The sequence below is a fragment of the Tichowtungia aerotolerans genome (genome assembly GCF_009905215.1).
GTDB lineage: Bacteria > Verrucomicrobiota > Kiritimatiellia > Kiritimatiellales > Tichowtungiaceae > Tichowtungia > Tichowtungia aerotolerans.
The window spans coordinates 2,152,471-2,177,962 of sequence record NZ_CP047593.1 but is presented as its reverse complement, the minus strand read 5'-3'; the positions used below and the strand labels follow the sequence as shown (position 1 = coordinate 2,177,962).

At 54.1% G+C, this 25,492-nt stretch carries 26 protein-coding genes; 7 read left to right on the top strand and 19 right to left on the bottom strand.

The annotated features are described in order from the left end of the window. The first annotated feature begins 66 nt into the window (after positions 1-66). Positions 67-846, top strand: coding sequence for a glutamate 5-kinase (gene proB / locus GT409_RS08975; RefSeq protein WP_160628765.1), 780 nt, complete (start codon positions 67-69; stop codon positions 844-846). Positions 847-858: 12 nt separating this feature from the next. Then, positions 859-2,115, top strand: a complete 1,257-nt coding sequence (locus GT409_RS08970; protein ID WP_160628764.1) for a glutamate-5-semialdehyde dehydrogenase — start codon at positions 859-861, stop codon at positions 2,113-2,115. A gap of 23 nt (positions 2,116-2,138) precedes the next feature. Here the strand turns inward: GT409_RS08970 and mutY are convergent, their stop codons facing one another. Beyond that, entirely contained in the window at positions 2,139-3,218 is a 1,080-nt protein-coding gene (gene mutY / locus GT409_RS08965) for an A/G-specific adenine glycosylase (RefSeq protein ID WP_160628763.1), read from the bottom strand. Positions 3,219-3,345: 127 nt separating this feature from the next. On the opposite strand from mutY, the gene GT409_RS08960 reads away from it, so the two are divergent. Continuing rightward, positions 3,346-3,555 carry a hypothetical protein gene (locus GT409_RS08960; protein WP_160628762.1) on the top strand — a complete coding sequence of 70 codons (210 nt, stop codon included), beginning with the start codon at positions 3,346-3,348 and terminating at the stop codon, positions 3,553-3,555. Between the two features lie 56 nt (positions 3,556-3,611). Here GT409_RS08960 and hisC read toward each other — a convergent pair whose 3' ends face one another. From hisC to trpS, 5 genes are read right to left on the bottom strand one after another with little or no spacing between them, the layout of a single operon-like run. Continuing rightward, a complete protein-coding gene (hisC, locus tag GT409_RS08955; RefSeq protein ID WP_160628761.1) occupies positions 3,612-4,706 on the bottom strand; it encodes a histidinol-phosphate transaminase in 1,095 nt (364 codons plus the stop codon). 54 nt (positions 4,707-4,760) lie between these two features. Continuing rightward, positions 4,761-5,822: a prephenate dehydratase gene (gene pheA / locus GT409_RS08950; protein ID WP_160628760.1), complete on the bottom strand. Its 1,062-nt coding sequence runs from the start codon at positions 5,820-5,822 to the stop codon at positions 4,761-4,763. Then, the gene (gene scpB, locus GT409_RS08945) at positions 5,809-6,507 is read right to left on the bottom strand and encodes an SMC-Scp complex subunit ScpB (RefSeq protein WP_160628759.1); all 699 of its coding nucleotides are present in this window, start codon (positions 6,505-6,507) and stop codon (positions 5,809-5,811) included. Before scpB ends, pheA begins: the two co-directional genes overlap by 14 nt. Beyond that, positions 6,504-7,316, bottom strand: coding sequence for a segregation and condensation protein A (locus GT409_RS08940; RefSeq protein WP_160628758.1), 813 nt, complete (start codon positions 7,314-7,316; stop codon positions 6,504-6,506). The genes scpB and GT409_RS08940 overlap by 4 nt, the downstream gene beginning before the upstream one ends. 41 nt (positions 7,317-7,357) lie before the next feature. Next, positions 7,358-8,320 (bottom strand): tryptophan--tRNA ligase, encoded by a 963-nt coding sequence (trpS, locus tag GT409_RS08935; protein WP_160630081.1) that lies wholly within the window; start codon positions 8,318-8,320, stop codon positions 7,358-7,360. 342 nt (positions 8,321-8,662) lie between these two features. On the opposite strand from trpS, the gene dnaE reads away from it, so the two are divergent. Next, positions 8,663-12,220, top strand: a complete 3,558-nt coding sequence (gene dnaE, locus GT409_RS08930; RefSeq protein WP_160628757.1) for a DNA polymerase III subunit alpha — start codon at positions 8,663-8,665, stop codon at positions 12,218-12,220. A gap of 15 nt (positions 12,221-12,235) precedes the next feature. Here dnaE and GT409_RS08925 read toward each other — a convergent pair whose 3' ends face one another. From GT409_RS08925 to amrB, 11 genes are all read right to left on the bottom strand, one after another. After that, positions 12,236-12,856, bottom strand: coding sequence for an exonuclease domain-containing protein (locus GT409_RS08925; RefSeq protein ID WP_160628756.1), 621 nt, complete (start codon positions 12,854-12,856; stop codon positions 12,236-12,238). 5 nt (positions 12,857-12,861) lie between these two features. Continuing rightward, entirely contained in the window at positions 12,862-14,067 is a 1,206-nt protein-coding gene (locus GT409_RS08920) for an acetate/propionate family kinase (protein ID WP_160628755.1), read from the bottom strand. Positions 14,068-14,092: 25 nt separating this feature from the next. Beyond that, positions 14,093-15,073 carry a phosphate acetyltransferase gene (pta, locus tag GT409_RS08915; RefSeq protein ID WP_160628754.1) on the bottom strand — a complete coding sequence of 327 codons (981 nt, stop codon included), beginning with the start codon at positions 15,071-15,073 and terminating at the stop codon, positions 14,093-14,095. Between the two features lie 96 nt (positions 15,074-15,169). Continuing rightward, on the bottom strand, positions 15,170-15,550 hold the full coding sequence (gene rplQ, locus GT409_RS08910) for a 50S ribosomal protein L17 (protein ID WP_160628753.1): 381 nt from the start codon (positions 15,548-15,550) through the stop codon (positions 15,170-15,172). A gap of 21 nt (positions 15,551-15,571) precedes the next feature. Further along, positions 15,572-16,579, bottom strand: coding sequence for a DNA-directed RNA polymerase subunit alpha (locus GT409_RS08905; RefSeq protein ID WP_160628752.1), 1,008 nt, complete (start codon positions 16,577-16,579; stop codon positions 15,572-15,574). A gap of 57 nt (positions 16,580-16,636) precedes the next feature. Further along, on the bottom strand, positions 16,637-17,206 hold the full coding sequence (rpsK, locus tag GT409_RS16145) for a 30S ribosomal protein S11 (RefSeq protein ID WP_160628751.1): 570 nt from the start codon (positions 17,204-17,206) through the stop codon (positions 16,637-16,639). A 22-nt stretch (positions 17,207-17,228) separates the two neighbouring features. Next, a complete protein-coding gene (rpsM, locus tag GT409_RS08895; RefSeq protein ID WP_160628750.1) occupies positions 17,229-17,633 on the bottom strand; it encodes a 30S ribosomal protein S13 in 405 nt (134 codons plus the stop codon). Between the two features lie 12 nt (positions 17,634-17,645). Further along, a complete protein-coding gene (gene rpmJ, locus GT409_RS08890) occupies positions 17,646-17,762 on the bottom strand; it encodes a 50S ribosomal protein L36 (protein WP_160628749.1) in 117 nt (38 codons plus the stop codon). Between the two features lie 8 nt (positions 17,763-17,770). Next, positions 17,771-18,115, bottom strand: a complete 345-nt coding sequence (locus GT409_RS08885) for a S1 domain-containing protein (protein ID WP_160628748.1) — start codon at positions 18,113-18,115, stop codon at positions 17,771-17,773. Next, on the bottom strand, positions 18,097-18,684 hold the full coding sequence (amrA, locus tag GT409_RS08880) for an AmmeMemoRadiSam system protein A (protein WP_160628747.1): 588 nt from the start codon (positions 18,682-18,684) through the stop codon (positions 18,097-18,099). Before amrA ends, GT409_RS08885 begins: the two co-directional genes overlap by 19 nt. Positions 18,685-18,689: 5 nt before the next feature. Next, positions 18,690-19,481: an AmmeMemoRadiSam system protein B gene (amrB, locus tag GT409_RS08875; protein WP_233231506.1), complete on the bottom strand. Its 792-nt coding sequence runs from the start codon at positions 19,479-19,481 to the stop codon at positions 18,690-18,692. A 52-nt stretch (positions 19,482-19,533) separates the two neighbouring features. On the opposite strand from amrB, the gene amrS reads away from it, so the two are divergent. Beyond that, complete coding sequence (gene amrS, locus GT409_RS08870; protein ID WP_160628746.1) at positions 19,534-20,409, top strand: AmmeMemoRadiSam system radical SAM enzyme; 876 nt, start codon at positions 19,534-19,536, stop codon at positions 20,407-20,409. A gap of 92 nt (positions 20,410-20,501) precedes the next feature. Here the strand turns inward: amrS and GT409_RS08865 are convergent, their stop codons facing one another. Further along, positions 20,502-21,635, bottom strand: a complete 1,134-nt coding sequence (locus tag GT409_RS08865; RefSeq protein ID WP_160628745.1) for an iron-containing alcohol dehydrogenase — start codon at positions 21,633-21,635, stop codon at positions 20,502-20,504. Next, a complete protein-coding gene (locus tag GT409_RS08860; protein WP_160628744.1) occupies positions 21,635-21,949 on the bottom strand; it encodes an antibiotic biosynthesis monooxygenase in 315 nt (104 codons plus the stop codon). Before GT409_RS08860 ends, GT409_RS08865 begins: the two co-directional genes overlap by 1 nt. 179 nt (positions 21,950-22,128) lie before the next feature. Between GT409_RS08860 and guaB the strand changes: the two genes are divergently transcribed. Then, complete coding sequence (gene guaB / locus GT409_RS08855; RefSeq protein ID WP_160628743.1) at positions 22,129-23,619, top strand: IMP dehydrogenase; 1,491 nt, start codon at positions 22,129-22,131, stop codon at positions 23,617-23,619. Continuing rightward, a complete protein-coding gene (locus GT409_RS08850; protein ID WP_160628742.1) occupies positions 23,619-25,202 on the top strand; it encodes an NAD+ synthase in 1,584 nt (527 codons plus the stop codon). Before guaB ends, GT409_RS08850 begins: the two co-directional genes overlap by 1 nt. Positions 25,203-25,492 lie beyond the last annotated feature (290 nt).

Genomic DNA, 25,492 nt, shown 5'->3' with positions numbered 1-25,492 from the left:
GCCTTGCGATGAACCGAATTTTTTTATGTTTTTTCACGGACAGCATGGCAATAATGCGCGTTTATTATGAAAGAGACACGCAACAGTTTAAAACAGGCCAAACGGGTTGTCGTTAAAGTCGGCAGCCGCGTACTGGTCGACGAAACCGGAAAGCCCGATCACGACCGGATTTTCTCACTGGTTTCCGGTCTGGCCGCCGGACACAGCGAAACCCACGAAATGCTGCTCGTTTCCTCAGGAGCCATTGCCGCTGGAATTGAAGCGCTCAAAATGGCTCAGCGTCCTACCGCCCTGCCCGACCTGCAGATGGCAGCCGCTGTCGGCCAAACCCGGCTGATGAATCTATACAGCCACCTGTTCGGCCAGAAACATATCATGGTCGGCCAGGTACTGCTCACGGATGCGATCTTTCGCGTAAGTGACGGCCGGACTAATGCAAAAAACACCCTGCAGAACCTGATTGAGCATCGCATTATTCCGATCATCAATGAAAACGACGCGGTTTCCACCGAAGAAATCACCTTTGGCGACAACGATATTCTGGCGTCACTCGTTGCCACACTGGTCAACGCCGACGTACTGATTCTTCTGACAACAACCGACGGGCTGCGTGATGGCAACGGCGACCGCGTTCCTTTCATCGAACGGGTTTCCGAGGACATCCTTGCGCTTGACCGGGGAAAAAATGAAAATCTTTCCACCGGCGGGATGAAATCCAAACTGATGTCGGCCGCCAAAGCCGCCGAAGCCGACATCCCCGTCGTCATTGCCGATGGACGGCAGGACGGCATCATACAGAGCATCCTCAACGGTGACGACGCCGGCACTTTAATTGTATCGAGATAATAGGAGCAGAACATGAGCTTGCACGATGACATGATTTTAATGGGAGAAAAGGCCGTCGCCGCCTCCCGCGAACTGGCCAAGCTTTCAACCAAGAAGAAAAACGCGATTCTGGAAGCAATGGCAGATGAATTGACGGCCCAGAAAGAAGCCATTCAGGAAGCCAACGCCAAGGATCTGGCAGCCGGGAAGGAAGCCGGCCTGTCCTCCGCGATGCTCGACCGGCTCGAGCTGAATGATTCCCGTATCGAAGGAATGGTAAAAGGCCTGTCCGACGTTGCCGCGCTCAAAGATCCTGTTGGTTCGGAAATCAGCAACTGGAACCGGCCCAACGGACTGCAGATCAAAAAAGTACGCGTTCCGATCGGCGTGATTGCCATTATCTTTGAATCGCGCCCCAACGTCACCGCCGACGCCGCATCACTCTGCTTCAAAACCTCCAATGCTGTCATTCTGCGCGGCGGCAAAGAAGCGATGCACTCCAATCTGGCCATCGCCAAAGCCCTGCGCGAGGGCGGGCTGAAAAAAGGAATGCCCGAAAATGCCATCCAGCTGGTTGAAACCACCGATCGCGATGCCGTGCGTGAGCTGGCCCAAATGACCGGCAAAGTCGACCTGATCATCCCCCGCGGCGGCGAAGGACTCATCAAAGCCGTCTCTGAAATGGCCTGGGTTCCTGTGATCAAACACTACAAAGGAGTCTGTCACACCTATGTCGACGCCACGGCCGACGTCGATATGGCACTGGCCATCTGCGAAAACGCCAAAGTGCAGCGTCCCGGCGTCTGCAACGCCATGGAAACCCTGCTGGTCCACAAAAATATCGCCAACGATTTCCTCCCGGAAATGATCGCCCGCTTCAAAAAATGCGGCGTTGAACTGCGCGGCGACGAAACCGTTCAGGCATTTGACAGTGATGTCAAAGCCGCCACTGAAGCGGACTGGCCGGAAGAATACCTCGACCTCATTTTATCGATTCGCGTGGTCGACAGCGTCGAGGCCGCCATCGAACATATCAACACCTACGGCTCACACCACTCCGACGCTATCGTCACCGCTGACAAAGATTCCGAAAAGGCATTCCTCGCCCAGGTGGACTCCTCTTCGGTCTACGTCAATGCCTCCACTCGCTTCACCGATGGAGCGGAATTCGGCATGGGCGCGGAAATCGGCATCAGCACCGACAAACTGCACGCGCGCGGACCAATGGGACTCGAAGAACTCACCACCTATAAATTCGTCATCGAAGGCACCGGCCAGACCCGGCCCTAGCGCAGTTACGTTCTTCTAAACAATCATTTTCCCTGCAACTTCCCAACCACCTGCAGGTCGGCCTTGGAATAGGCGAATGTTCCGAGGTCGGGGATTTTCACCCAGCGAAAGTCAGCGCAGTGGATGGGGCGTGGGCGGCCGGAGCGAATTTTTGTGCAGTAGACGTGCATGGTCATTTTGAAGTGGCTGTAGACGTGCTTAACCGTCATCAGAAAGTCGCCGACTTCCGTGTTAATACCGAGCTCTTCCTTCAGTTCGCGAGCAATACACTCTTCGATGGTTTCGCCGGGTTCCTGTTTGCCGCCGGGAAATTCCCAAAGGCCGCCGAGCATGTCGCCTTCAAGGCGTTGAGCGATCAGCACTTCGCCTTTGCTGTTTACCGTAACTGCAGCACCGACGGTGATGTGCGGAATTTTTTTCTTTTTGGTCCCAACCGGATATTTTTCCGGAGCACCTTTTCCAAACGCCTCGCACGCACTCTGAAGAGGACAGTCCGCACATTTGGGAGCAACGGGCAGACAAACCAATGCGCCAAGCTCCATCATCGACTCGTTGAATTCTCCGGCACGGCCAGGAACCAGCAGATCATCAGCCCACGCCTGCAGCTTCTTTTTCCCGGTCGTCGATTTGACATCGCCGCCGTAGGCAAACAGCCGGCTCAGCACGCGAATGACATTCCCATCTAAAACGGCGGCATCCTGATTAAACGCCAGACTGGCAACTGCGGCAGCGGTGTAGTTTCCAATGCCTGGAAATTTCTGAAGATCGGCAACGGCACACGGCACACGCCCGTTCAATTCCTCCGAAATGATTTTTGAAGCGGCGTGCAGATTGCGGGCGCGCGAATAATACCCGAGGCCTTCCCACGCTTTCAGCACATCACCCTGCGGCGCGCGCGCCAGTGCACGCCAGGACGGGAACTTTTTCATCCAGCGGTTGTAATAATCGATCACGGTGTCAACACGCGTCTGCTGCAGCATAATCTCGGAAACCCAGACCCGGTACGGTGTGCGTTTTTTTCGCCAAGGCAGATCCCGCGAGTGTTTCGCAAACCATGGAAGCAGTTCGTTTTGTACAGCGTCCTCTTTGTTCTTTTTCGTCATCCGCACACCCTACTCAAAACCTGCTGGCCGTTGCGACCCCTTCCTGACGACAGATCAAAAAAACTGAAAAAAATGGTATTTTTCAAAAAAAACTGGTATATAGGACGTGGAACGGGAGGTGAGAACAATGAAATGGCATCTGCCGCATGCTCATATAATGCATATGCATCCGATCCACTGGGTGGCGCAACATCCGATTCTGCTGGCCTTGCTGATTGCCGGACTGATTGCAGCCGCAATCATCGGCCTGGCGCAACTGGCTGACACCGGCATCCGGATGGATATAATGGATCACGGATCCGGCATGCCGATGTATCCTTACGGCGGAGCCTATTAATGCTCCGCCCGCAGGAGTATTTCACTGGTGGGGGAATTTGCTGTATCCGTTTCGGATCAAACGACCTCCGCCAGTGCTTTTAGGACCTGTGTATTCTGTTCCGGAGTCCCAATAGTGATGCGAACCCAGTCGGGCAGTCCATACCCCGCCATGGGACGGACAATCACTTTACGCTTCTGAAGCTCCGCAAACACTTCAGCACCATTGCCGGTTTTGACGAGAATGAAATTGGCGTATGACGGCACAAATTCCAGCCCTTTTCCAATGGTTGGAAGTTTTTCCGCAAAAAGCTCCAACCCCTGAAAAACCATTTCGCGGGTTTGGGCGATGTGGTCGTCGTCATCGAGTGCAGCCAGCGCGGCAGCCTGGGCCATGGCATTGGCATTGAACGGCTGACGGACGTGATTCAGTGTTTCGACAACCTCTTCGTGGGCAATGCCGTAGCCGATGCGAAGCCCAGCCAGCCCGTAGGCTTTTGAGAATGTACGCATCACCATCACGTTTTTACGTCCAGCCCGAATATGCTTGAGGACGTCAGCCTGAACGTTTTCAGGAGCCAGTTCAAAATAGGCTTCATCAAACACGGCCAGCACGTGATCCGGGAGCTTCTCAATAAATGCGTCAATCTCGTCCGGCGTAATGATGGTTCCGGTGGGATTGTTAGGATTGCAGATGGTGACAATACGGGTTTCCGGCGTAATGGCATCGAGCATGGCATCAAGGTCATGTCCGAAGTTTTTCATCGGCGCCGCAATCGTCTCGGCGCAGAACAGAGCCGCCACGAGACGATAGACCACAAAGGCTCCTTCGCTCATCACCAGATTGGCTCCGGGCTGAAGATATGCATGGCCTAAAAACTCGATCAGCTCATTGCTGCCGTTGCCGAGCATAATGTTTTCCGGTTTCACACCCAGCTTTTCAGCCAGTCGGCGCTTCAGGTAGAAACCACCGCCGTCCGGATAACGATGCATTTCGGCGGCTTCGGCAGCCATTGCTTCGAGCGCTTTGGGCGACGGGCCCAGTTCGTTCTCGTTGGAGGCAACCTTTATGATTTCATCAATATCATCAAAGCCCAGTTCACGGGCGACTTCAGTGATCGGTTTTCCCGGCTGGTAAACCGGCACCTTCGGAATCCATTCATTTGTTTTCATTGAGCAGTCAGTTCCTTTTCCTGTTTATAATATTTTCTCAAGTTCTGGAAACCATTACCCCGCTTTTGGATAGGACCCCAGCACGGTCAGCACTGCGCAGTGATCTTCCATTTCTTTCAGTGCTTTTTTTACATTGGGATTGTCAGCATGGCCTTCGAAGTCCACAAAGAAAACATATTCCCAGACCTTGTCACCGCTGGGCCGAGACTCGATTTTGCTCATGTTGATGCCGTTCGCCTGAAGTGCACCAAGAGCGTCATGCAATGCTCCGGCTTTGTGTTTGGTTCCAAAATAAATTGATGTTTTATCATCGCCGGTCGGCTCGGAACACTGTGCGCCGATCACGAGAAACCGCGTCGTGTTTCCGCTGACGTCCTGAATGTTTTCAGCAAGGATATCAAGGCCGTACAACTCGGCGGCAAAATGACTGGCAATGGCCGCGCAATCGCTCTTGGACGCCATTTCAGCTGCCAGCGTGGTGCTGTTGACGGCATCAAACTCAATGCCGGACATGTTCGCGTTCAGCCAGTGACGGCACTGCCCAAGCGCTTCCTGTTTGGAACAGATCCGACTGACCTTCTCACCTGAAACAGAGGCCATCAGGCAGAGCGAAATCGGAAGATAGATTTCTGCACAGATTTTCAGGGTGGTTCCAGTGAACTGATCAAAGGTGTGCGTCACCGCACCTTCGGTCGAGTTTTCAATCGGGACAACGCCATAATCGGCATTGCCGTTCTCAACCGCGGCAAACACGTCGGCAATGGAACCGGCCGGATGATATTCGACACTGGCCCCGAATTTAGAGCGGGCCGCCTGATGGGTAAATGTGGCCGGCGGCCCCAGATAACAGATCCTCAGGTTGCTCTCAAGCGCCAATGCGGCAGACATAATTTCCCGATAAATGGCGCGAGCCGATTTGTCCGGAAGAGAACCGCCCTTATTCAGCTCACTGATGCGTTCAAAAACTGCTTTTTCGCGGGAAGGAACATAAATTTCGCCCCCCTGCTCCTTTTTCGTTTTTCCGATTTCCAGCGCAACGCTGACCCGCTCGTTGAGCAGCTTGACCAGCTGTGCGTCGAGTTGGTCAATTTTCTTTCTCAGTTTATCCAGGCTCATTATCGTCGCCCTCCGTTGTCGGCGTTTCCGCCTGTCCTTCCAATTCTTTTTCAATCGCGGGGAAGCTGTTTGTCTGTAGCGTCTTCTCGCCCTCGCCCGCCTCCATTTCCCGCCGTTTCAATTCGTCCATGCCTGGCATGTCATCGAGACTCTTCAGACCGAAGTGCTCCAGAAAGCGCTGTGTGGTTCCAAACATCCACGGACGCCCCGGCAGCTCACTGCGCCCCACAACCTTCACCAGCTGAAGCTCAACCAGATTGCGCAGGATACTGTCCACGGACACACCGCGAACCGATTCAATTTCGGAGCGGAGAACCGGCTGGCGGTAGGCAACAATCGCAAGGGTTTCCAACGCCGGCTTGGACAGCTTGGTGGTGCGGTCCTTATCCAGCATGGTGCGGACCCATGGACCGCACGCCACATTATTCTGCAGGCGAAACCCGTGTGCCACGTCGGCAACATGCAGGCCGGTTGCATTTTTTGAAAGCTCCTCCTTGAGTCCTTCAATCGCCTCCAGGATTTCGTTTTCCTTCAGCGAAGTAAACTGTTCATAGGGACCGCCGTAGTTTTCACCGGTTCCAATCAGCGCTTTACGGATCTCTTTGGCGGTGAGCGGTTTTTTGGCGGCAAACAGAAGAGACCCGATGATTTCTTTTAATTCAGGCAGGATTTCTACATCACTCATAGCAGCTCCTCATCTTCTTTAAAAACGGACTCTTCTTCCGGATCTTCTTCCAGCGCAGCGGGCACATCACTCTCATCAACCTGCTCAATCACGATCTCTTCGAAGTGGCTGTCCTGCCGGGCGGCCAGTCGGTTCAGTTTAATCAGTTCGAGCACCGCCAGGAATGTACAGACAATTTCCTGTCGAGAGCGCATCCCGATAAACAGTCGACCCAGGGAAATTTTCTGGCCGTTGCTGGTTCGGCTGAGCAGATCATCCACTTTTTCGCCCACAGTGTACTGCTCGGCAAAGATTTCCTGAAGCTCTTCGGAGGGAACCCGGTCCAGCGCTTCATTCAAAGCGCTGATCAGGTCAAAAATCCCGACATCCTGCATGCCGACATCCGGACGGGAGCCCAGCTCGACATGTTCTCCTTCGCGGCCGAACACATTCTCCTGTTCTTCCTCAAGCACTTCCAGAAACCCGGCGGCGTCTTTGAATTTTTTGTATTCGACCAGCTGCCGGACCAGATCCCAGCGCGGATCGTCTTCATCATCTTCTTCCATCGGACCGCGATCATCGTCGGGCAGAAGCATCCGGCTTTTAATCAGCATCAGCGTAGAAGCCATCACGATAAAATCGCCGGCAATCTCGAGGTTGAGGATTTTCATCAGCTCGAGATATTCCATGTACTGAGCAGTAATGCGCCCGATGGGAATATCATAGATATCCACTTCATCTTTTTTGATGAGGTACAGCAAAAGGTCAAGCGGGCCCTCAAAAACCTCAAGATTCACTTTATATTCTTCGTCGGGGAGCAACTCAGCCATGTAAACTCTTTTCTTCATTCAACCCATGGTTGCGGGTTCTTCTATTCCAGCCCGACGGCCCTGCGGGCGGCCGAAAGCGTTTTCTGTGCCTCTGCCCGGGCTTTTTCAGCCCCTCTGGAGAGAACCTCTTCGACATAATCCAGATTGTTCTCAAGTTCCGCCCGCTTCTCGCGCATCGGAGCAAAATGCTCGTTGATTTTCGCGAGCAGCTCCTTTTTCGCAGTGCCGTAGCCGAAGTTCCCGGCCCGATAGCGTCCGGCCAGATCCGCCAGTTCTTCGTCTGAAGCAAACAGTTTGTAGAGTGCAAACACATTGCAGGTGTCCGGATCTTTGGGATCCTCCAGCTCTTTGGAATCAGTCACAATTTTCATCACGCGTTTTTTGAGCGCTTTTGGATCTCCAAAAATTTCCAGCGTGTTGTCGTAGGATTTCGACATTTTCTGTCCGTCAACGCCGGGCACAACCGCCACGGAGTCGCGGATGGACGGCTCAGGAATCGTGAAAACCTCTTCAAACTGGTTATTGAACTTGATGGCCAGATCGCGGGCCACTTCAAGATGCTGCTTCTGGTCGCGGCCGACCGGCACCAGATTGGACTGCACAATCAGAATATCCGCAGACATCAGCACCGGATAGGCGAACAGTCCGTGGCTTGCGGCAAATCCCTTGGCAAGTTTGTCCTTATAGGAGTGGCAGCGCTCCAGCAGCCCCATAGGTGTGATAATCGACAAAAGCCACGACAGCTCCTGCACTTCGGGGACATCGCTCTGGCGGTAAAATGCCGTTTTTTCCGGATCGAGCCCGGCCGCCAGAAAGTCGAGCGCCACATCCCTGACCTGCTGGCGCAGCGCCGACGCATCATGAACTGTCGTCAGTGCATGATAATCGGCAATAAACAGAAAAGCCTCGCCCTGCTCCTGCAGCTCGAGAGCGGGTTTCATCATTCCGAAGTAATTCCCGATATGCAGTTTTCCGGACGGCTGTATTCCAGATAATATTCTCATCATAAACCCAATCGTTTCGCAGTTGATTCCATTCTATTTAAAATCAAAGGGAAGCAATTTAGCCGCAACTGCAACCGCTTTCAAGCTATGGTACTCATGAAAGGACAAAAACCGCAGTAACCCGACAGCTGAATTCGCTCAGAAAACGGCGCTTTCCAAGCCTCCGCCCCGGCACCACAAACCAGACCCGGCCACTCGGGTTTTTAAAACCCCGGAAAAAATTTTCCGGCGGAAATACTTGGTTTTCCAAGGGTTGGAAAAACCGAATCCTGATTTTCCGAAGCTTGGAAAAGTTCGGCCTTTTTCCATGCGGACGAATCGGTAAGATGAACCCTCTGACCTATGAAAACTGTTCCATTCTGCCATCTTCATTTTCACACGCAATACAGCCTGCTCGACAGCGCCTGCAAAGTCGGCGAGATCATGGAGACCGCCAAGGCTCTGGGGCAGGAGTATGTGGCCATGACCGACCACGGGAACCTCTACGGCGCGGTCGAGTTCTATAAAAAAGCCTATTCCGCAGGCATCAAACCCATTATCGGCTGCGAAGTGTATGTCGCCCGCAACGGTATGGACGAAAAATCGTCTCAGGCCGATAACATGCACCTGGTGCTGCTGGCCGAAAATAACAAGGGCTACGAGAACCTGATGAAGCTGGTCTCAAAAGCTCACCTCGAAGGATTCTACTATAAACCGCGCATCGACAAAAAGCTGCTGCGCGAGTACAGCGGCGGCATCATCGGACTCTCCGCCTGCCTGAAGGGTGAAGTCACTGAAGCCGCAGCGGCGGGAGACGTCGACAAAGCTGTCGCTCTGGCCCATGAATACTCAGAGATTCTCGGACCGAATAATTTTTACCTCGAACTGCAGGATCACGGCATGCCGGAGCAGAAAGAGGGAAACAGGCATATGCTTGAGGTGGCGAGAATCACCGGACTTCCGCTGGTGGTCACCAACGATGTCCACTATATCAAACAGACCGACCATGAAGCGCACGATGTGCTGATCTGCCTGCAGCAGGGGCACCTGCTGACCGACGAAAACCGAATGCGCTACCCCGGCAACCAGTTCTATATGAAGAGCGGCGCCGAAATGCAGCAGCTTTTCCCCGACCAGCCGGAAGCGCTCGCCAACACCATCGAGATCGCCAAGCGCTGCAATGTGGAATTTGAGTTCGACCTGCCCGCCGAACGGCTCCACTTCCCGGCATTCTTCCCTCTTCCCGAAGGCGTTTCCAAAGAAGACCACCTAATGGAAATCGGGAAACGCGAACTGGAAAAACTTTATAACCTGAAAGATTTCGATCACCCGGAAGATGAGCTCGGCGAACGAGTGAAAAAACAGTATGAGTACGAAGTCGGCATCATCAAGCAGACCAACTATGTCAACTACTTCCTCGTGGTGGCCGACTTCATTCGCTGGGCCAAAGAAAACGACATCCCGGTCGGTCCGGGGCGCGGATCGGGGGCTGGATCTATTCTGGCCTACGCGCTGGGAATCACGGCCATCGATCCGCTGAAGTACAATCTGATTTTTGAACGATTCCTCAACCCGGACCGCGTCTCACCCCCCGACTTCGATATCGACTTCTGCCCCACCAAACGGCAGGCCGTTATCCAGTACGTGCGCGAAAAATACGGCGAGGACTGTGTAGCACAGATTATCACTTTTGGAACACTCGGCGCAAAAACGCTGATGCGGGATATCGGACGCGTACTCGACCTGCCGCTCTCTGAGTGCGACAAGGTCGCCAAGCTCATTCCGGACATGACCAAAAACCTGCAGACCGCGCAGAAGGACAGTCCGGACTTTGCCCTCGCCTGCCGAACGGACCCAACCGCGCGCGCGATCATGAAATACGCGCCGAGACTCGAAGGCCTGCCGCGCCATACGGGGATGCACGCCGCCGGAGTGGTGATCGGCGAAAAACCGCTGATCGACATCATCCCGCTCACACGCGAGCGCAAGGAGGGCATGACGGTTGTCCAGTTTGAAAAAGGGCCGACGGAAGAAATCGGCCTGCTCAAGATGGACTTCCTCGGCCTCAAAAACCTGACGATCATTCAGGAAGCCATCGATCATATTGAAGCCAACCACGGCATTAAAATCGATCCGATGGAACTCCCGCTCGATGACGAAAAAACGTTCGATCTGTTCTGCCGAGGGGATACGGCCGGCGTGTTCCAGCTGGAAAGTCCCGGAATGCGCGATACCCTGCGACAGATGAATCCCGACTGTTTTGAGGATATCATCGCGGTGCTGGCGCTTTATCGTCCGGGCCCCATGCAGTTTATCCCGACCTACAACGCGCGTAAACACGGCAAGGAAAAGGTTAAATACGACCATCCGATTCTCGAGCCGATCCTGAAAGAAACCAATGGGATCATTGTTTATCAGGAGCAGATCCAGCAGGCCGCGCGCGACCTCGCGGGCTTTTCGCTGGGCGAAGGGGACATCCTTCGCCGCGCCATGGGTAAAAAGAAAAAAGAGGTGATGGACGAGCAGCGCAGCTATTTCGTTGAAGGCTGCAAAAAAACCAACAGTATAGAAGAAAAGCTCGCCAACAGAATCTTTGACAACATCGCCAAATTTGCGGAATACGGATTTAACAAATCGCATTCAACCGCCTACGGATTTGTTTCTTTTCAGACTGCTTATCTCAAAGCGCATTACCCCGAAGAATTCATGGCCGCCCTGCTCTCGGCAGAAATGGGCAATCCCGACAAACTCGCGGGGGTTCTGTCCGAAGTGAAGGAAATGGGCATTGAAATCCGCCCCCCGAGCGTCAACGAATCCATCGCCCGCTTCCGCCCGACCAAGGGAGCCATTCATTTCGGCATGGCCGGAATCAAAGGTGTCGGAGGCGGCGCTGTCGACGCCCTGGTATCCGAGCGCGATGCCAACGGCCCTTATGAAGGACTGATCGATTTCTGCAGCCGGGTCGACTCGCAGGCACTGAACCGAAAAGCGCTCGAAAACCTGATCAAATGCGGAGCGTTCGATTTTACCGGCATCCACCGCTCACGGCTGTTCGAAGGCATCGGGACCGCTCTTGCCCGTGCAGCCGAAGCCGCTAAAGACCGCGCCAGCGGACAGGGAAACATGTTTGATATGCTGGGCGGCGGAGAAACAGAAGAAACCGTCGGGGATGAAGAACTTCCCGATGCCGCGCCATGGCACGAAAACGAAATGCTCTCCACCGAAAAAGAACTGATCGGATTCTATGTATCCGGCCATCCGCTGGCCGCACATGAATGGACGCTCAAGACTTTTGCCCTGCAGCGCATCGGAAACCTCGAAGAATACGAAGAGCGGCTGAGCAAAGGAGAAAAAGAGATTTATGTCCGCCTCGGCGGACTCGTGGACCAATACCGGAAAATGTTCACCAAAAAGGATCCGCCGCGACCATATGCCCGCTTCGTCATCGAAGGACTTGACGGCGCCATCAATGCGGTGGTCTGGCCGGATGATTTCCAAAATCTGGAACCGTTTCTGGATGATGGGAAAGCCATCATGGTCGGGGCAAAAATTGCGCTCGATTTCCGTGATTCACTCGAAGTTCAGGTGTCGGAAATCATCCCGCTGACTGATGCCGGGCTGCGCTACACTAAAAAAGTAAGTATCCATCTAACCGAAGCCTCTGTAACAGAAGAGCGCCTGAAAACCATTCAGGAAATCGCCAAACGAAACCCCGGCCTCACGCCGCTCTCCATCTGCATCCTGCTCGACAGCGGCGAAAAAGTTTTCGTCAAAGCGCATCGAGACTACTACGTCGAGGCCACCCAGCAGCTTGGACACGAACTTGAACAACTGCTCGGCGAGGATTGCGTAAAAATCGTCTCCCGTCAGAATCCGCTGCTTCGCCCACCCGCGCGGCGCAAATGGCAGAAACGCGGATGAGCACCTGACAACACATCAGACAGTAAACGTTGTGTGTGCCCGGTAATAAGCGAGTTCGGCGGCAGAGGCAACAATGTCGTAATAAGCGTCGTGCTGACGCAGGCGGCGCAGATCGGCTTCGGGAAAATACTTTTTGACGAGTTTGGCGTCCTGTTTGTCGAACTCCGCACCACCCGCGGCATCAAACCACTGCACTTTCAGCGTGGAAACATCCAGAAGCCGGTAATGAAGACGGCTGACGAATTCCGGGAAAAACTTTCGAGCCAGAATCCAGTCGTTATGAACGCTGTTGCCCGCCATAAGCGGACGTTTCTGGATTGTTTTGATCGGCGTGCCGCACCAGCGGTCTACCCACGCAGTCAGTTTCCCGTCGAGCTCATCGACCGGAACCGCCGAGCGCGAGCGGCATTTTTTGACGAGATCGGGCAGGTGCTTCTGAACCCACGGGCTGAGAGGTGTTTCCTCGTCAACCCGCACATAGAGGTTCAGGTCATCCTCCGACGGCGTAAGCCGCCGGAGGTCTTTATCGGTCAGCATAACAGACACCTGAAGCAGGCGTGCTTCGTCGAGATCGAGCGAGGTGAACTCCGTGTCGAACCAGACATACGCGCTGGATGCTTTTTTTGCAGGTGCCATCTGAATTATTTCCCGGAAATGAGCCCAAAGGTGTCGAGTGCGATCACAAGCTCTTCGTTGGTGTGAATTTTGAGCACGGCCACTGTGGAAGCGGCCGTAGAGATAAGGGTCTCGTTAGCGTCATTTTTCGCCGCATCCATTTCCACGCCCATGAAGGTGAAGTTTTCCATGATCGTTGTACGCAGCATGGCATTATTTTCACCGACTCCGGCGGTGAAAACAATCGCATCCACGCCGTTCATGACGGCAATGTACGAACCGATAAACTTCTGGATACTGTAACAGAACATTTCGATGGCCAGCCTGCAGCCTTCATCACCCTCTTTCGCGCCCTGCACATTGTCGCGCATATCGCTCTTGCCGGAAATCGCGAGCAGACCGCCCTGCTTGTTCATCATGGTGCTCACCTGAGCCGGGTTAAGCTCCTGTGTTTCCTGGATGTAAAGCGGAACGTAGGGATCGATGGTCCCGGAACGGGTTCCCATGATGATTCCATCAAGCGGCGTAAAGCCCATCGTGGTATCCACGGACTGTCCGTTCATAAAAGCAGCCAGAGAACCGCCGTTTCCAAGATGACAGGTAATGATCTTCAGATCTTCCAGCGGCTTGCCGAGCTGCTCCGCCGCTTTCTGGGCCACATAACCGTGCGACGTTCCGTGGAAACCGTATTTGCGGATCTTGTAGGTTTCGTACTGAGCTCGCGGCAGAGCATACATATATGCCTTTTTGGGCATCGTCTGATGAACTGCCGTATCAAAAACAGCGACCTGCGGCATATCCGGCAGAAGCGCAGCCATCGCTTTGATTCCCATCAGGTTCGGCGGATTGTGCAGCGGAGCCAGAACGGCATTGCGATCAATCGCGTCAATTACTTCGTCGGTAATCAGCGCGGACGCAGTGAAATCCTCTCCGCCGTGCACCACGCGATGGCCCACACCGGCAAGTTCCTCCAAACTGGAGAGAACGGCCTTTTCCCCGTCCATCAGCATGTGAAGAATCCGGTCGATTGCAACCTTGTGGTTAGCCAGATCACCATATTGCTTTTCTTTGCTGTCGTCAGCCGCGACTTTGAGAGTGATGTTGGACCCCTCAATACCAATCCGGTCCGCCTGACCTTCGCACAGAGCCGAGAACTGGTCGTTCTGCGCATCGACATCATACAGTTTGAATTTGATAGAAGAAGAACCCGAATTGAGTACTAGAATTTTCATATCCTTGCCCGTTTTCCTTTTAAGATTAGAGTGACTGCAGAGCAGTGATTGCGGCGACACCGACGATGTCCTCGGAGCTGCATCCGCGTGAAAGATCATTAACCGGTTTGTTCAGTCCCTGAAGGATCGGACCGTAGGCTTCGGCTCCGCCCAGACGCTGCACCAGCTTGTAGCCGATATTACCGGCGTTCAGGTCCGGGAAGATCAGGACACGGGCCTGACCGGCCACTCCGCTGCCGGGAGCTTTAGAAGCCGCTACGGAAGGAACTATGGCTGCATCCAGCTGGAATTCACCGTCCAGTTCGATGTCCAAACCCGAAAAGTCATCAGCGAGAATCTGTTTGGCGGTCGCGGTGGCTTCAACCACTTTATCAACCAGCGGATTGCAGGCAGAACCTTTGGTTGAATAAGACAGCATCGCCACTTTGGCAGGCATACTGAACTGCAGCGCAGTCTGCGCACTCTGAACAGCAATCTGAGCCAACTGATCCGCATTCGGATTCTCAACCAGTCCGCTATCTGAAAAAATGTAAGGAGTTCCCTCGCAAACCATGAAAAACAGAGAGGAAACCATGCCGCCTTTGCGGGCCCCCTTGATGATCTGAAGCGCCGGGCGAACCGTATCTGCCGTCGAATGGGCCGCACCGGAAACCAGACCGTCAGCATCACCGCACTGCACCATCATCATTCCAAAATAATTCACCTCACTCTGGAGGATTTCTTTCGCCTTCTCCAAAGTCATGCCCCTGGCTTTGCGAAGTTCATAAAATTCCTGGACGTAGTCATCCAGTTTCTCGGATGTTTCCGGATTGACCACTGTAACCGCTTTACCGACCTTTGCGACAGTATCTTCGCCACCCAGCACGATTACTTTTGCAATCCCTTCGGCGGCAATCATATTAGCAGCTTCAGTCACCCGATCATCAGCCCCTTCCGGAAGCACAATCGTGCGCTGGTTGGCTTTCGCCTTTTCAATAATTTCTGAGATAAATGCACTGCGACTCATTTTGTTTACCCTTTGCTTTTCCATTTCCCCGCTTAAATAAAAAAAGACCTCCAAGCAGTTTGCTTAAGAGGTCTTTTTATCATCGGCTTCTCCGACTCACTTTTCGGCAGCGGCCGGCTCAGCGGCTTCCACCCATTCAATGATTGCCATTTCTGAAGCATCGCTCATCCGCGGACCGAGTTTGGTGATCCGGGTGTATCCACCGGCACGATTTGCAAAGCCCGGGGCGATCTCGTCAAAGAGCGCTTGCACCACAGTTTCCTGTTTGAGTGCGGACAATGCCTGACGGCGAGCGGCCAGCGTTCCTTTTTTGCCCAGCGTAACCATTTTCTCCGCCATCGGAGCCACAACTTTGGCTTTTGACAGAGTGGTCTTGATGCGACGTTCGGCAATCAGACTGCAAACCATATTGGCGAGCATCGAATCACGGTGTGCACCGCGACGGCCCAGTTTAATTTTTTTTACACGATGTCTCATGATAATCCTCGATAGTTTAAATTATTCGAAATCTTTTGCCGGCGGGTTCAACAGATCCGGATCAAAAGTCATTCCCAGCGAAAGCCCCATATCAATGATCTTCTGTTTGATCTCATTCAGCGACTTCTTACCGAAGTTGCGGTATTTAAGCATTTCCGCTTCTGTTTTCTGGGCCAGCTCGCCAACCGTTGTGATATTGGCGTTGTTCAGGCAGTTTGCCGCACGAACACTCAGCTCAATTTCGTTGACGCTGATATTCAGTTTTTTACGCAGCTCTTCTTTCTCGATGTCGATCTGCTTCTCGCTCGCTTCGAACTCGATGAGGTCTTTGTCGTAGCTGACGAAAACGTCGAGATGATGACGCAGAATTGCTGCAGAAAGCGTCAGAGCGTCATCCGGAGTCACACGGCCATCCGTCCAGATTTCGATGATCAGGCGGTCATAGTCCGTACGGCGTCCAACCCGGCAACGATCCACCTCGTATTTTACGCGGGAAACCGGGGAGAACAGAGAGTCAATCGGAATCACACCGATTTCCTGTTCTTCTTTTTTGTTGCCTTCTGCCGGGCAGTAACCGCGACCGACACGGGTTTCAAATTCAGCAACAAAAGAACCGTCTTCATCCAGGGTAGCGATGTGGTGGTCTGGGTTGAGAACATCAACTCCATCAACCGTAATGATATCGCCGGCAGTCACCTCGCCCGGTCCCTGCACGTTGATCTTAAGAACCTGCGGATCGCGGGTATAGGATTTGAACAAAACTTTCTTCAGGTTCAGAACGATGTCCGTCACATCTTCACGAACGCCCGGAAGCGTGCAGAATTCGTGCGGTGCACCTTTGATTTTAACAGAAGAAATGGAGGTGCCTTCCAAAGAGGAAAGCAGCACACGGCGCATAGAGTTCCCGATGGTGCGTCCATATCCGGCCTCAAACGGCTCGGCGATGAATTTTCCATAGTTCTCGGTGGAAACGGATTCGTCTTTGACGACCCGTTTGGGCATTTCGAAACGACCTAATCTAATCGGCATCTTATTGTCTCCCAGAACCGGGCGTTAACCGGTTCGTATGGTGTTTAATAATTCACGTTAAACGCGACGCTGCTTCTTCGGGCGGCATCCGTTGTGAGGAACAGGTGTGGTGTCCTTAATAGAGGAAACACGAAGGCCGGCAGCCTGAATGGCACGCACCGCCGACTCGCGGCCAGCGCCCGGTCCCTGCACACGAACTTCAACTTCATTCATTCCATGGGAAATGGCTCCACGGGCAGCTTCCTGAGCCACAGTCGTAGCAGCAAAAGCCGTGCTCTTACGGGAACCTTTAAACCCACAGCGTCCGGCGCTGCTCCACGAAATAACTTCACCGCGCATATCCGTCAGCGACACGATGGTGTTGTTGAAAGTGGTTTTGATGAAAGCGATGCCGTACGGAATGTTTTTGGCGCCTTTCATGCGGCGTTTCGGCTTGGCTTCCTCTTCGTTGTCACCTTCGATCGCCGCGAAAATGTCTTTCTGACGTTGCGGCTTTTTCTCTGCTTTTTCTTCAGCAGGAGCTTCCGCTTTTTCTTCTGCGGCAGCCGGAGCTGCAGGCGCAGTTTCTTCAACAACGGGGGTTTTAACCGCTTCAGCGGTTTCTTCTACTTTGGTTTCTTCAGCCATGAATGAATTCCTTGCTTAAAAGTTAGCGACCCGCGATTTTAGCGGCGGAACGAGCCTCTTTACCACGAACGGCACCCACTGTGCGTTTCGGGCCCTTACGGCTGCGGGCATTGGTTTTAGTACGCTGTCCGCGAGCCGGAAGACCGCGGCGATGACGGGAACCCCGGTAAGAGTTAATCGAAATGAGACGGCGGATGTTCTGCGTGATTTCCCGACGCAGGTCCCCTTCAATCACATACCCTTCGCGAATCACCGCACCGATCTTTGTAATATCTTCGTCGGTCAGGTCGTCCGCTTTTTTGGCCGGATCCAGCCCCGCTTTGGCGATCACTTCGCGGGATTTGGCGAGGCCGAGGCCGTAAATATAAGTCAAAGCGTACTCAAGACGCTTTCTGCCGGGGATATCAATTCCAAGTACACGTGGCATAAATCTGCTCCTTTAGCCCTGACGCTGTTTATGGCGGGGATTGCGTTTATTAATGACGTATACACGTCCTTTACGACGAACAATCTTATCGTCCGCACTGATTTTTCTCACCGAAGCTTTTACCTTCATAAATTCACCTAAACAATAACCCGCCCTGCACTCATGTTGTAAGGCGACATTTCCACCTTTACCCGGGCTCCCGTCTTTGGGAGTTTTTTATCCCGGTCCCGCACTGCAATATAGGCTGTAAACACATGCCCGTTTTCCAGCACGGCGCGAAAAGCGTGACTATCTATCACGGCCTCCAGCAGAGCGTCCAGCAAAATAGTCTCTCTCGCATTCATTTTTAAGAGCGGCTCATCATACAGACACGCCTCCGCCGTACAAGCCGGAATTCGAAAAAATTCACCTTTCCAAAGTTCGGAAGATTTTCCAGCCGTTTTTCCAAAGATTGGAAAACGCGTTAATCCGCCGGAAAACACTCCGCGGTATAGCGGAATACACGAAGCGTGTCAGACCAGTAATCGCTCGGCAGGCCCGCCTTCATCTTCAGGTGCATCAGAAAAAGCTCTTTGTTCGGAAGATCCGCCCAGACACTCGGCAGAAACGTACCCCGCCGTTCGCCGTCCTGCAGAATCAGCCCGTCAACATCCTGACGAATCTGCGCCAGCAGATCCGCCTCGGACTCAAAAAACAGCTCTTCCGGCGTGGAAAGAACAGAAATGTGGATCTGGAGCTGCCCGAATTCTTCTATAGATAAAGGCGCAAACCGCGGATCGCGAAAAGCTGCCGCCCGCGCATTTTCGACCACATCCTCAGCCAGCGGGCGGCAGGCTTCAAGCATACCGATGCATCCGCGCAAATCGCCATCAATCGTCAGCGTCACAAATGTGGCCCGCTCTTCCTGCAGTTCCGGAATGTTTCCAATATCTGGAAATTTTTTCTCCAAAGACTGGAAAGCCTGTTCGCCTTCGCCTCGACCGTGCTCGATCGTCGAGGAAATCGCATCGCGCGCAATCTTCAGCAGCAGACTCTGGTGTTCCGGTTTCATCGTGATTATTCATAAAAAGCAAATGCGCCGTAACCGACGACCTGCTCTCTGGATCCGGCGGTATCGCCGGAGTTGCGCAGATCGAGCAGTTTGGATCTCATACCCCGCCGCTGGGCCAGACAAATCAGCCCGGCAATGGCGTTCAGCCCGCAGGCGCTGTCGCCCTCCAATCTGTATACATCCAAATCCTCAATGGCCCGAACCGTTGTCTGATCTTTCAGGCAGGCCCGTTCATACGGAAGATAATGGCTGAGATCGCTGCTGACAACCACCAGCGTTTCAGGACCACCCCACAGGACCTCCAGCACATCGGCCACATCATCGGGCGAGCAGTCTCCTACCACCATCGGCGCCAGACGAAAACGATCGCCCAGCAGCTCCTGAAGAAACGGCAGCTGAACTTCCAGACAATGCTCCTCCAGATGCGCGCGTTCGGAAAATAGCACCTGCGCAAATGACGAAACTTTTTCCATGGCATCGAAATCAATCTGAACATCACCAATCGGCGTTTCCCAGATCAGCGACTCCGGAATAGCCATCCCCTCCAGCATAACCCGATGCGACGGTCCAATCAGCACCACCCGCGAAATCTCAGTCGGATCCACACACGCATACGCACTGGCCGCGACCGCTCCGGAATAGACATACCCCGCATGCGGCACAATCACCGCTTTCGGAGGCAGCAGCGACGACGCCTCGGCATGATCCAGAAAGCGCCGCACCATCCGATGAAGCTCATCCGGATCGGCCGGATAAAACATGCCGGCCACCGCAGAAACTCTTACTCTTTCGCTCACGTATGTGATTTTAAGGCATGCCTTTTAAAAAGAACAGCGTTAATATCGAACTATGAAGGAGGCAGAATACTGGAAAATGTCTGACGGCGGCCCGATTGAATGCACCCTCTGTCCGCGTCACTGCCGCATTGCAGACGGAAAACGCGGCCAATGCTTCGGACGCCGCCGCATCGGCAATAAACTGATTGCAGAAACCTACGGGCTTGTCTGCGGACTGGCCGTGGATCCCATTGAAAAGAAACCGCTGAATCATTTTCTGCCCGGCAGCAGTGTACTCTCATTCGGCACGGTCGGCTGCAACCTGATTTGCGGCTTTTGCCAGAACTTCCATCTCAGCCAGCCGAAAAAACTGGACGGGACCCCGGTGACTCCGGAAGAAATCGCAGAGACCGCCCTGCGGTATGAATGCGAAAGCGTGGCCTTTACCTATAATGAACCAACCGTATTCCTTGAATTCGCCGTCGATACGGCAATTGTATGCCATGAACATGGGTTGAAAACCGTGGCAGTCACCAACGGATGGATCGAACCGGAACCGCGCAAAGAACTCTACCGCCATATCGACGCCGCAAATGTTGACCTGAAAGCATTCACCGACTCTTTCTATAAGAACCTGTGCGGAGCCACTCTGCAGCCCGTGCTCGACACATTAGTCTATTTAAAGAAAGAAACCTCCGTTCATCTGGAAGTCACCACCCTGATCATTCCGGGAAAAAATGATTCACCGGAAGAAATCGATGCCATGACCAAATGGGCCGTCTCAAACCTGGGCCCGGACGTTCCCTGGCATTTCAGCGCATACCACCCGACCGCCACATGGCGAGACGCTCCGGTCACGCCGGCCGAAACACTGTTCACGGCAAAATCCATCGCCGAAGCCAACGGACTTCAGCACATCCATATCGGGAACCTCGGCATTACCATCTAAATTCCGAAAAGAGGAACAGCATGCCGCCCCGGCACGTTTTGAGTGCGCCCCACTAAAAAAGTCACCCACCGTAACACTGCGGTTTAAGAAATTCACAGCCAAGCGGCCTGAAGAATGTGAGTCAGCTGTGCATCGCTCAGCTCTACCGCGTTTCCTTTCATTGAGGAGGCATTTTTTGATTTTTCGACGATTACCGGGAAATCAGCCTCAGTGATACCGAACGTGGAAAGAGCCGGAACCTGCAGGTCGCGGCAAAGCCCGGCCAGCCAACTGATGCCGTCTTCAGCTTTTGAGCCGCCGGTCATCCGGGAAAACTCATCAAATCTCTCCAATGTTTGAACATTCGGTTCGCGCTCCCTCAGTGCGGCAAGATTCACTTTCATAACGTGCGGCAGGAGCGCAGCACAGACCATTCCGTGCGGAGCACTGAACATCCCGCCGACCGGGCCGGCGAAACCGTGCACGGCTCCGAGCCCGGCATTGGCGAGCGCAAGACCGCCAAACAGACTGGCCAGCGCCATATCCTCGCGAGCGGCGAGGTCATCTCCGTTCTCAAACACCCGCCGCAGAGAACGAACAGCACGCGGAAGACCTTCGCGGCAGAAACCATCCGTCACAGGAGTCGCTTTTTTTGAGATAAACGCTTCGAGCAGCTGGGTCAGCGCATCGAGACCGGTAGATGCGGTGACAGCGGGCGGCATGGACAGCGTGCATTCGGGGTCGACAATGGCAAGGTCCGGAATCATGAATGGATGGCGCATGCTGACCTTCACCTTATGTTCCGGAGAGGCGAGAACTGCATTTTTAGTCACCTCTGCTCCCGTTCCGGCCGTAGTCGGAATCGCAATGCACGGCACGGCCCGTTCCGTGAGCGGCTGCCCTTTTCCGATCACTTCCAGATAATCAAGCGGATCACCGGGATTAGACATCAGTGCCGCCGCGGCCTTGGCAAGATCAATAACACTGCCGCCGCCGAATCCAATCACCACATCAACAGCAAACTGCGAGGCCTGACAAGCCAGCTCAACTGTCGGTTCGCCGGACACCGCAAACATTTCGCAGTTTATACCTAGAGCTGCCAGTGCATCCATCAATGGCGCAGCGCGATCCGTGTCGCGACCGGTCACAACCAACGCCTTCCGTCCAAACACAGCCGCAACTGGCGCTGCCTGTTTCAATGTTCCGTTACCGAAAATAATCTTTCCGGCAGTGGCAAACTCAAACATCAGACGGCCTCCCAGCGGGCGGGTTCGGGATAAAGAGTTTCAAATTTGATGCTGGAGCGGGGACCCGCCATCATGTCCGCAACCGTATCGCGCCATTTGGCATAGTGGGCCGTCTCTTTATGAAAAGCGGGCGCATCGTCATCTTTATAGACTTCGACCAACACGAAGTGTGCTGGATCGTTCCGATCCTGAACAACATCAAAACGGGCAACCCCGGATTCCAGAAGCGAGTATTGCGCATTCTCCTCCGTCGCCGCGATAAAAGCGTCGATACAATCCGGTTTCACCTGAATATTTACATGAACAGCCAGCATAAGACCTCCTTCTTTATGAAACACTGGAATAACGGATTATTGAATAAATGAGCAGAGGAAAAGAACTTAAATCAGGAACGAACCGTCCCGGATCGCTCCACAATTTCACTCTTCCGTTTTTTCCATATTGACTCGTTTCGCCACAAGCTCCAATGTGTGCTGGCAAAAGGACACATTTCATGAGCCAGAATAAGTATCTCGACAAATTTATGAGCACATTCCCCTTTGAGGGGCTTACTTTCGACGATGTATCTCTGATCACGCAATATGCAGACTTTCTGCCGGGCGACGCCGTGATTCGCACGAATTTGACCCGCAACATCCAGGTAAACATCCCGTTTATCAGCGCCGCGATGGACACGGTAACCGAAGCCGACATGGCGATTGCCATGGCTCTGCACGGCGGCATCGGCATCATTCATAAAAACCTGGACCCGGATGATCAGGCCGCTGCCGTAGCCAAAGTAAAACACTTCCTCAACGGACTGATTACCAGCCCGATCACCTTTAATGAAAGCCAGACACTGGAAGAAATCCAGATGCGGCGCGCAGAAAAAGGCTACAGCTTCAGCGGATTCCCGATTCTCAACGACGCCGGGGCCCTGGTCGGCATCCTGACCACCAAAGACATTCGATTCGCCCCCAGCCTCGCGATGCCCGCGGGCGAAATCATGACCACCGACGTTATTACCGCTCCAAAAGATACCGATCTCGAAGAAGCATATAAAATCATGCGTCAGCACAAAATCGGCAAGCTGCCGCTGGTCCAGGACGACAAACTGATTGGCCTTTACAGCTATACCGATGTGGCCGACCTGATCGAAAACACCCGTCCGCTCTACAACCGGGACGAATTCTACCGCCTGCGCGTCGGCGCCGGCGTCGGTCCTGGCGACTATGCCCGCGCCGAAGCACTTGCCAACGCGGACGTCGATGTCCTGACCGTCGACACGGCACACGGCCACAGCAAAGGCGTCATTGAAATGACCGCATGGGTCAAAAAGAACTTCCCGGAAATTGACGTCATTGCCGGAAATATCGCCACCGGCGAAGCGGCTCTCGAGCTTCAGAAAGCCGGGGCAGACGCCGTGAAGGTTGGAATCGGGCCGGGCTCAATCTGCACCACTCGCGTGGTCGCCGGAGTCGGCATCCCCCAAATCAGCGCTATCTACAGCTGCGCCAAGGCCCTTCAGGGATCCATCCCCGTCATCGCCGATGGCGGCATCCGCCATTCCGGGGACGTCGCAAAAGCGATGGTGTCCGGAGCCTCCTCCGTCATGATGGGCTCTGTTCTGGCCGGAACCGATGAAAGTCCCGGCGAAAAAATTCTTTACGAAGGCCGCCAGTTTGTTGTCTACCGCGGCATGGGCAGCCTCGACGCCATGAAATCGCGCGAAGGCTCCCGCCAGCGCTACGGTCTCAAAGACAGTGCCGACGACGATCTCGTTCCACAGGGAATCGAAGGGGTCGTTCCATACGCCGGAGCTGTCAGCAAGGTGCTCAAACAGTATTGCGGCGGACTTCAGGCAAGCCTCGGCTACTGCGGTACCCGCACCATTCCGGAGCTGCAGGAAAACGGCCGGTTTGTCCGCGTTTCCGCCGCCGGAGCCACCGAGGCACACGCGCACGATATCCGCATCACCAAAGAAGCCCCGAACTACCGGCGCTAATGCAACCGCTCAACACAGCGCTCATCCAGTTCAACCCGACGGTCGGCGCGCTCGAACAGAACGCCGACCGTATCGTCGAGCTGGCGTCTGCGGCGGCCGTCGACGGCGCACAGCTGATTGTTTTTCCGGAACTATCCCTTTGCGGCTACCCGCCGGAAGACCTGATCCTGCGACCGCATTTTATTCAGGACTGCGCCAAACAGCTCGATCGTATCGCCGGCAAACTGCCTGCCGAAGCATACTGCGTGATCGGCTCGCCGATCGAACGCCATAACGCTGCGGTTGTTTTCCACAAAGGAAAGCAGATCGGCATCTATCGAAAAATGATGCTGCCAAACTACGGTGTTTTCGATGAAAAACGCGTGTTCGACGAAGGCGACAGCCCGTTTGCCTTCGACGCGTTCGGAACCAAAGTCGGCATCCACATTTGCGAAGACAGCTGGCTGGCCGACGGCGAAGCCAGCACCTCACTGGCCGCAGAAAAACCGGACCTGGTGATCAACCTGTCGGCCTCGCCCTACCATCGCGGCAAACGGTTTGAACGCGAAGAGGTTTTTGCCGCTGCTGCACGGGCGATGAATGCTCCGCTGCTGTTCTGCAATCAGGTTGGCGGACAGGATGAACTGGTGTTTGACGGCGGAAGCGCCGCTTTTGAAGCCGACGGAACACTCGTTGCATCTGCGCCGCTGTTTAAAGAGGGAACTCTCACCGCCGGAACCGGCGTTTTCCAATCTCTGGAACCGCTCGAAGAAGTGTATGAGGCGCTCAAAACCGGTCTGCGCGATTACGTCGAAAAAAACGGTTTCAAAAAGACCGTCGTTGCGGTCAGCGGCGGAATCGACTCGGCGCTGGTGCTGGCGATTGCCGTCGATGCGCTCGGCAAAGACCGCGTCGCGGCCATTACGATGCCGTCGCAATATTCGTCGAGCGAAACGCTCAGCGACGCCGAGCAGATTGCCGCCAATTTCGGCGTGGAATTCCACACTATTCCGATTTTCCCAATCTTTGAAAAATTCACCGAAGAACTTTCCATCCATTGGAACCCGGAACCCGGGCTGGCGGAAGAGAACCTGCAGGCGCGCATCCGCGGCACGCTGATTATGGCGATGTCGAACAAGAACGGGTGGCTGGTGCTTTCAACCGGTAATAAGAGCGAGTATGCCACCGGATACTGTACACTCTACGGCGATATGGCCGGCGGATTCGCAGTCATTAAAGATGTTCCTAAGACACTGGTGTTTGAACTGAGCCGCTGGCGCAATACGCAAAGCGAGAAACCGGCGATTCCGCCGTCTACGATCGAACGTCCGCCATCGGCCGAGCTGAGGCCGGACCAGCAGGACACCGACAGCCTGCCGCCCTATGAAGTACTGGACCCGATTCTCGAAGCCTACGTGGAAAAAGACATGGGCATCGACGCCATGCTGGCCGCCGGATTCGACGAAGCCGCCGTGCGCCAAGCTGTCCGGCTGACGGATCTGAGCGAATACAAACGCCGTCAGGGACCGCCCGGTATCAAAATTACTCCGAAAGCATTCGGACGCGACCGGCGCATGCCGGTCACCAACCGCTATCGCGGGTAGTTCTCCAAATCACCTGTTTCCTTTTGGAAAATCCGCTCGGGCAAGTCGTTTCAGCTTGATGAGAACCGAATCCGCATTGCGGGCAGCCAGCTCTTCCGCCGAATCGCAGTCTTCATATTCTGCGTCCAGCAACTGCGGCCCACCTTTACCATCATAAAACAACTCGATGCTGTATCCTGTAAACCTGGGTCGGCGCATCAATGAGGAATCGACTCAGATTCTCCATTCAACATATCCCGTCGGAGCCGACCCCGGCAGACTCAGCTTATATTTGGGAGTCGGCATCTTGA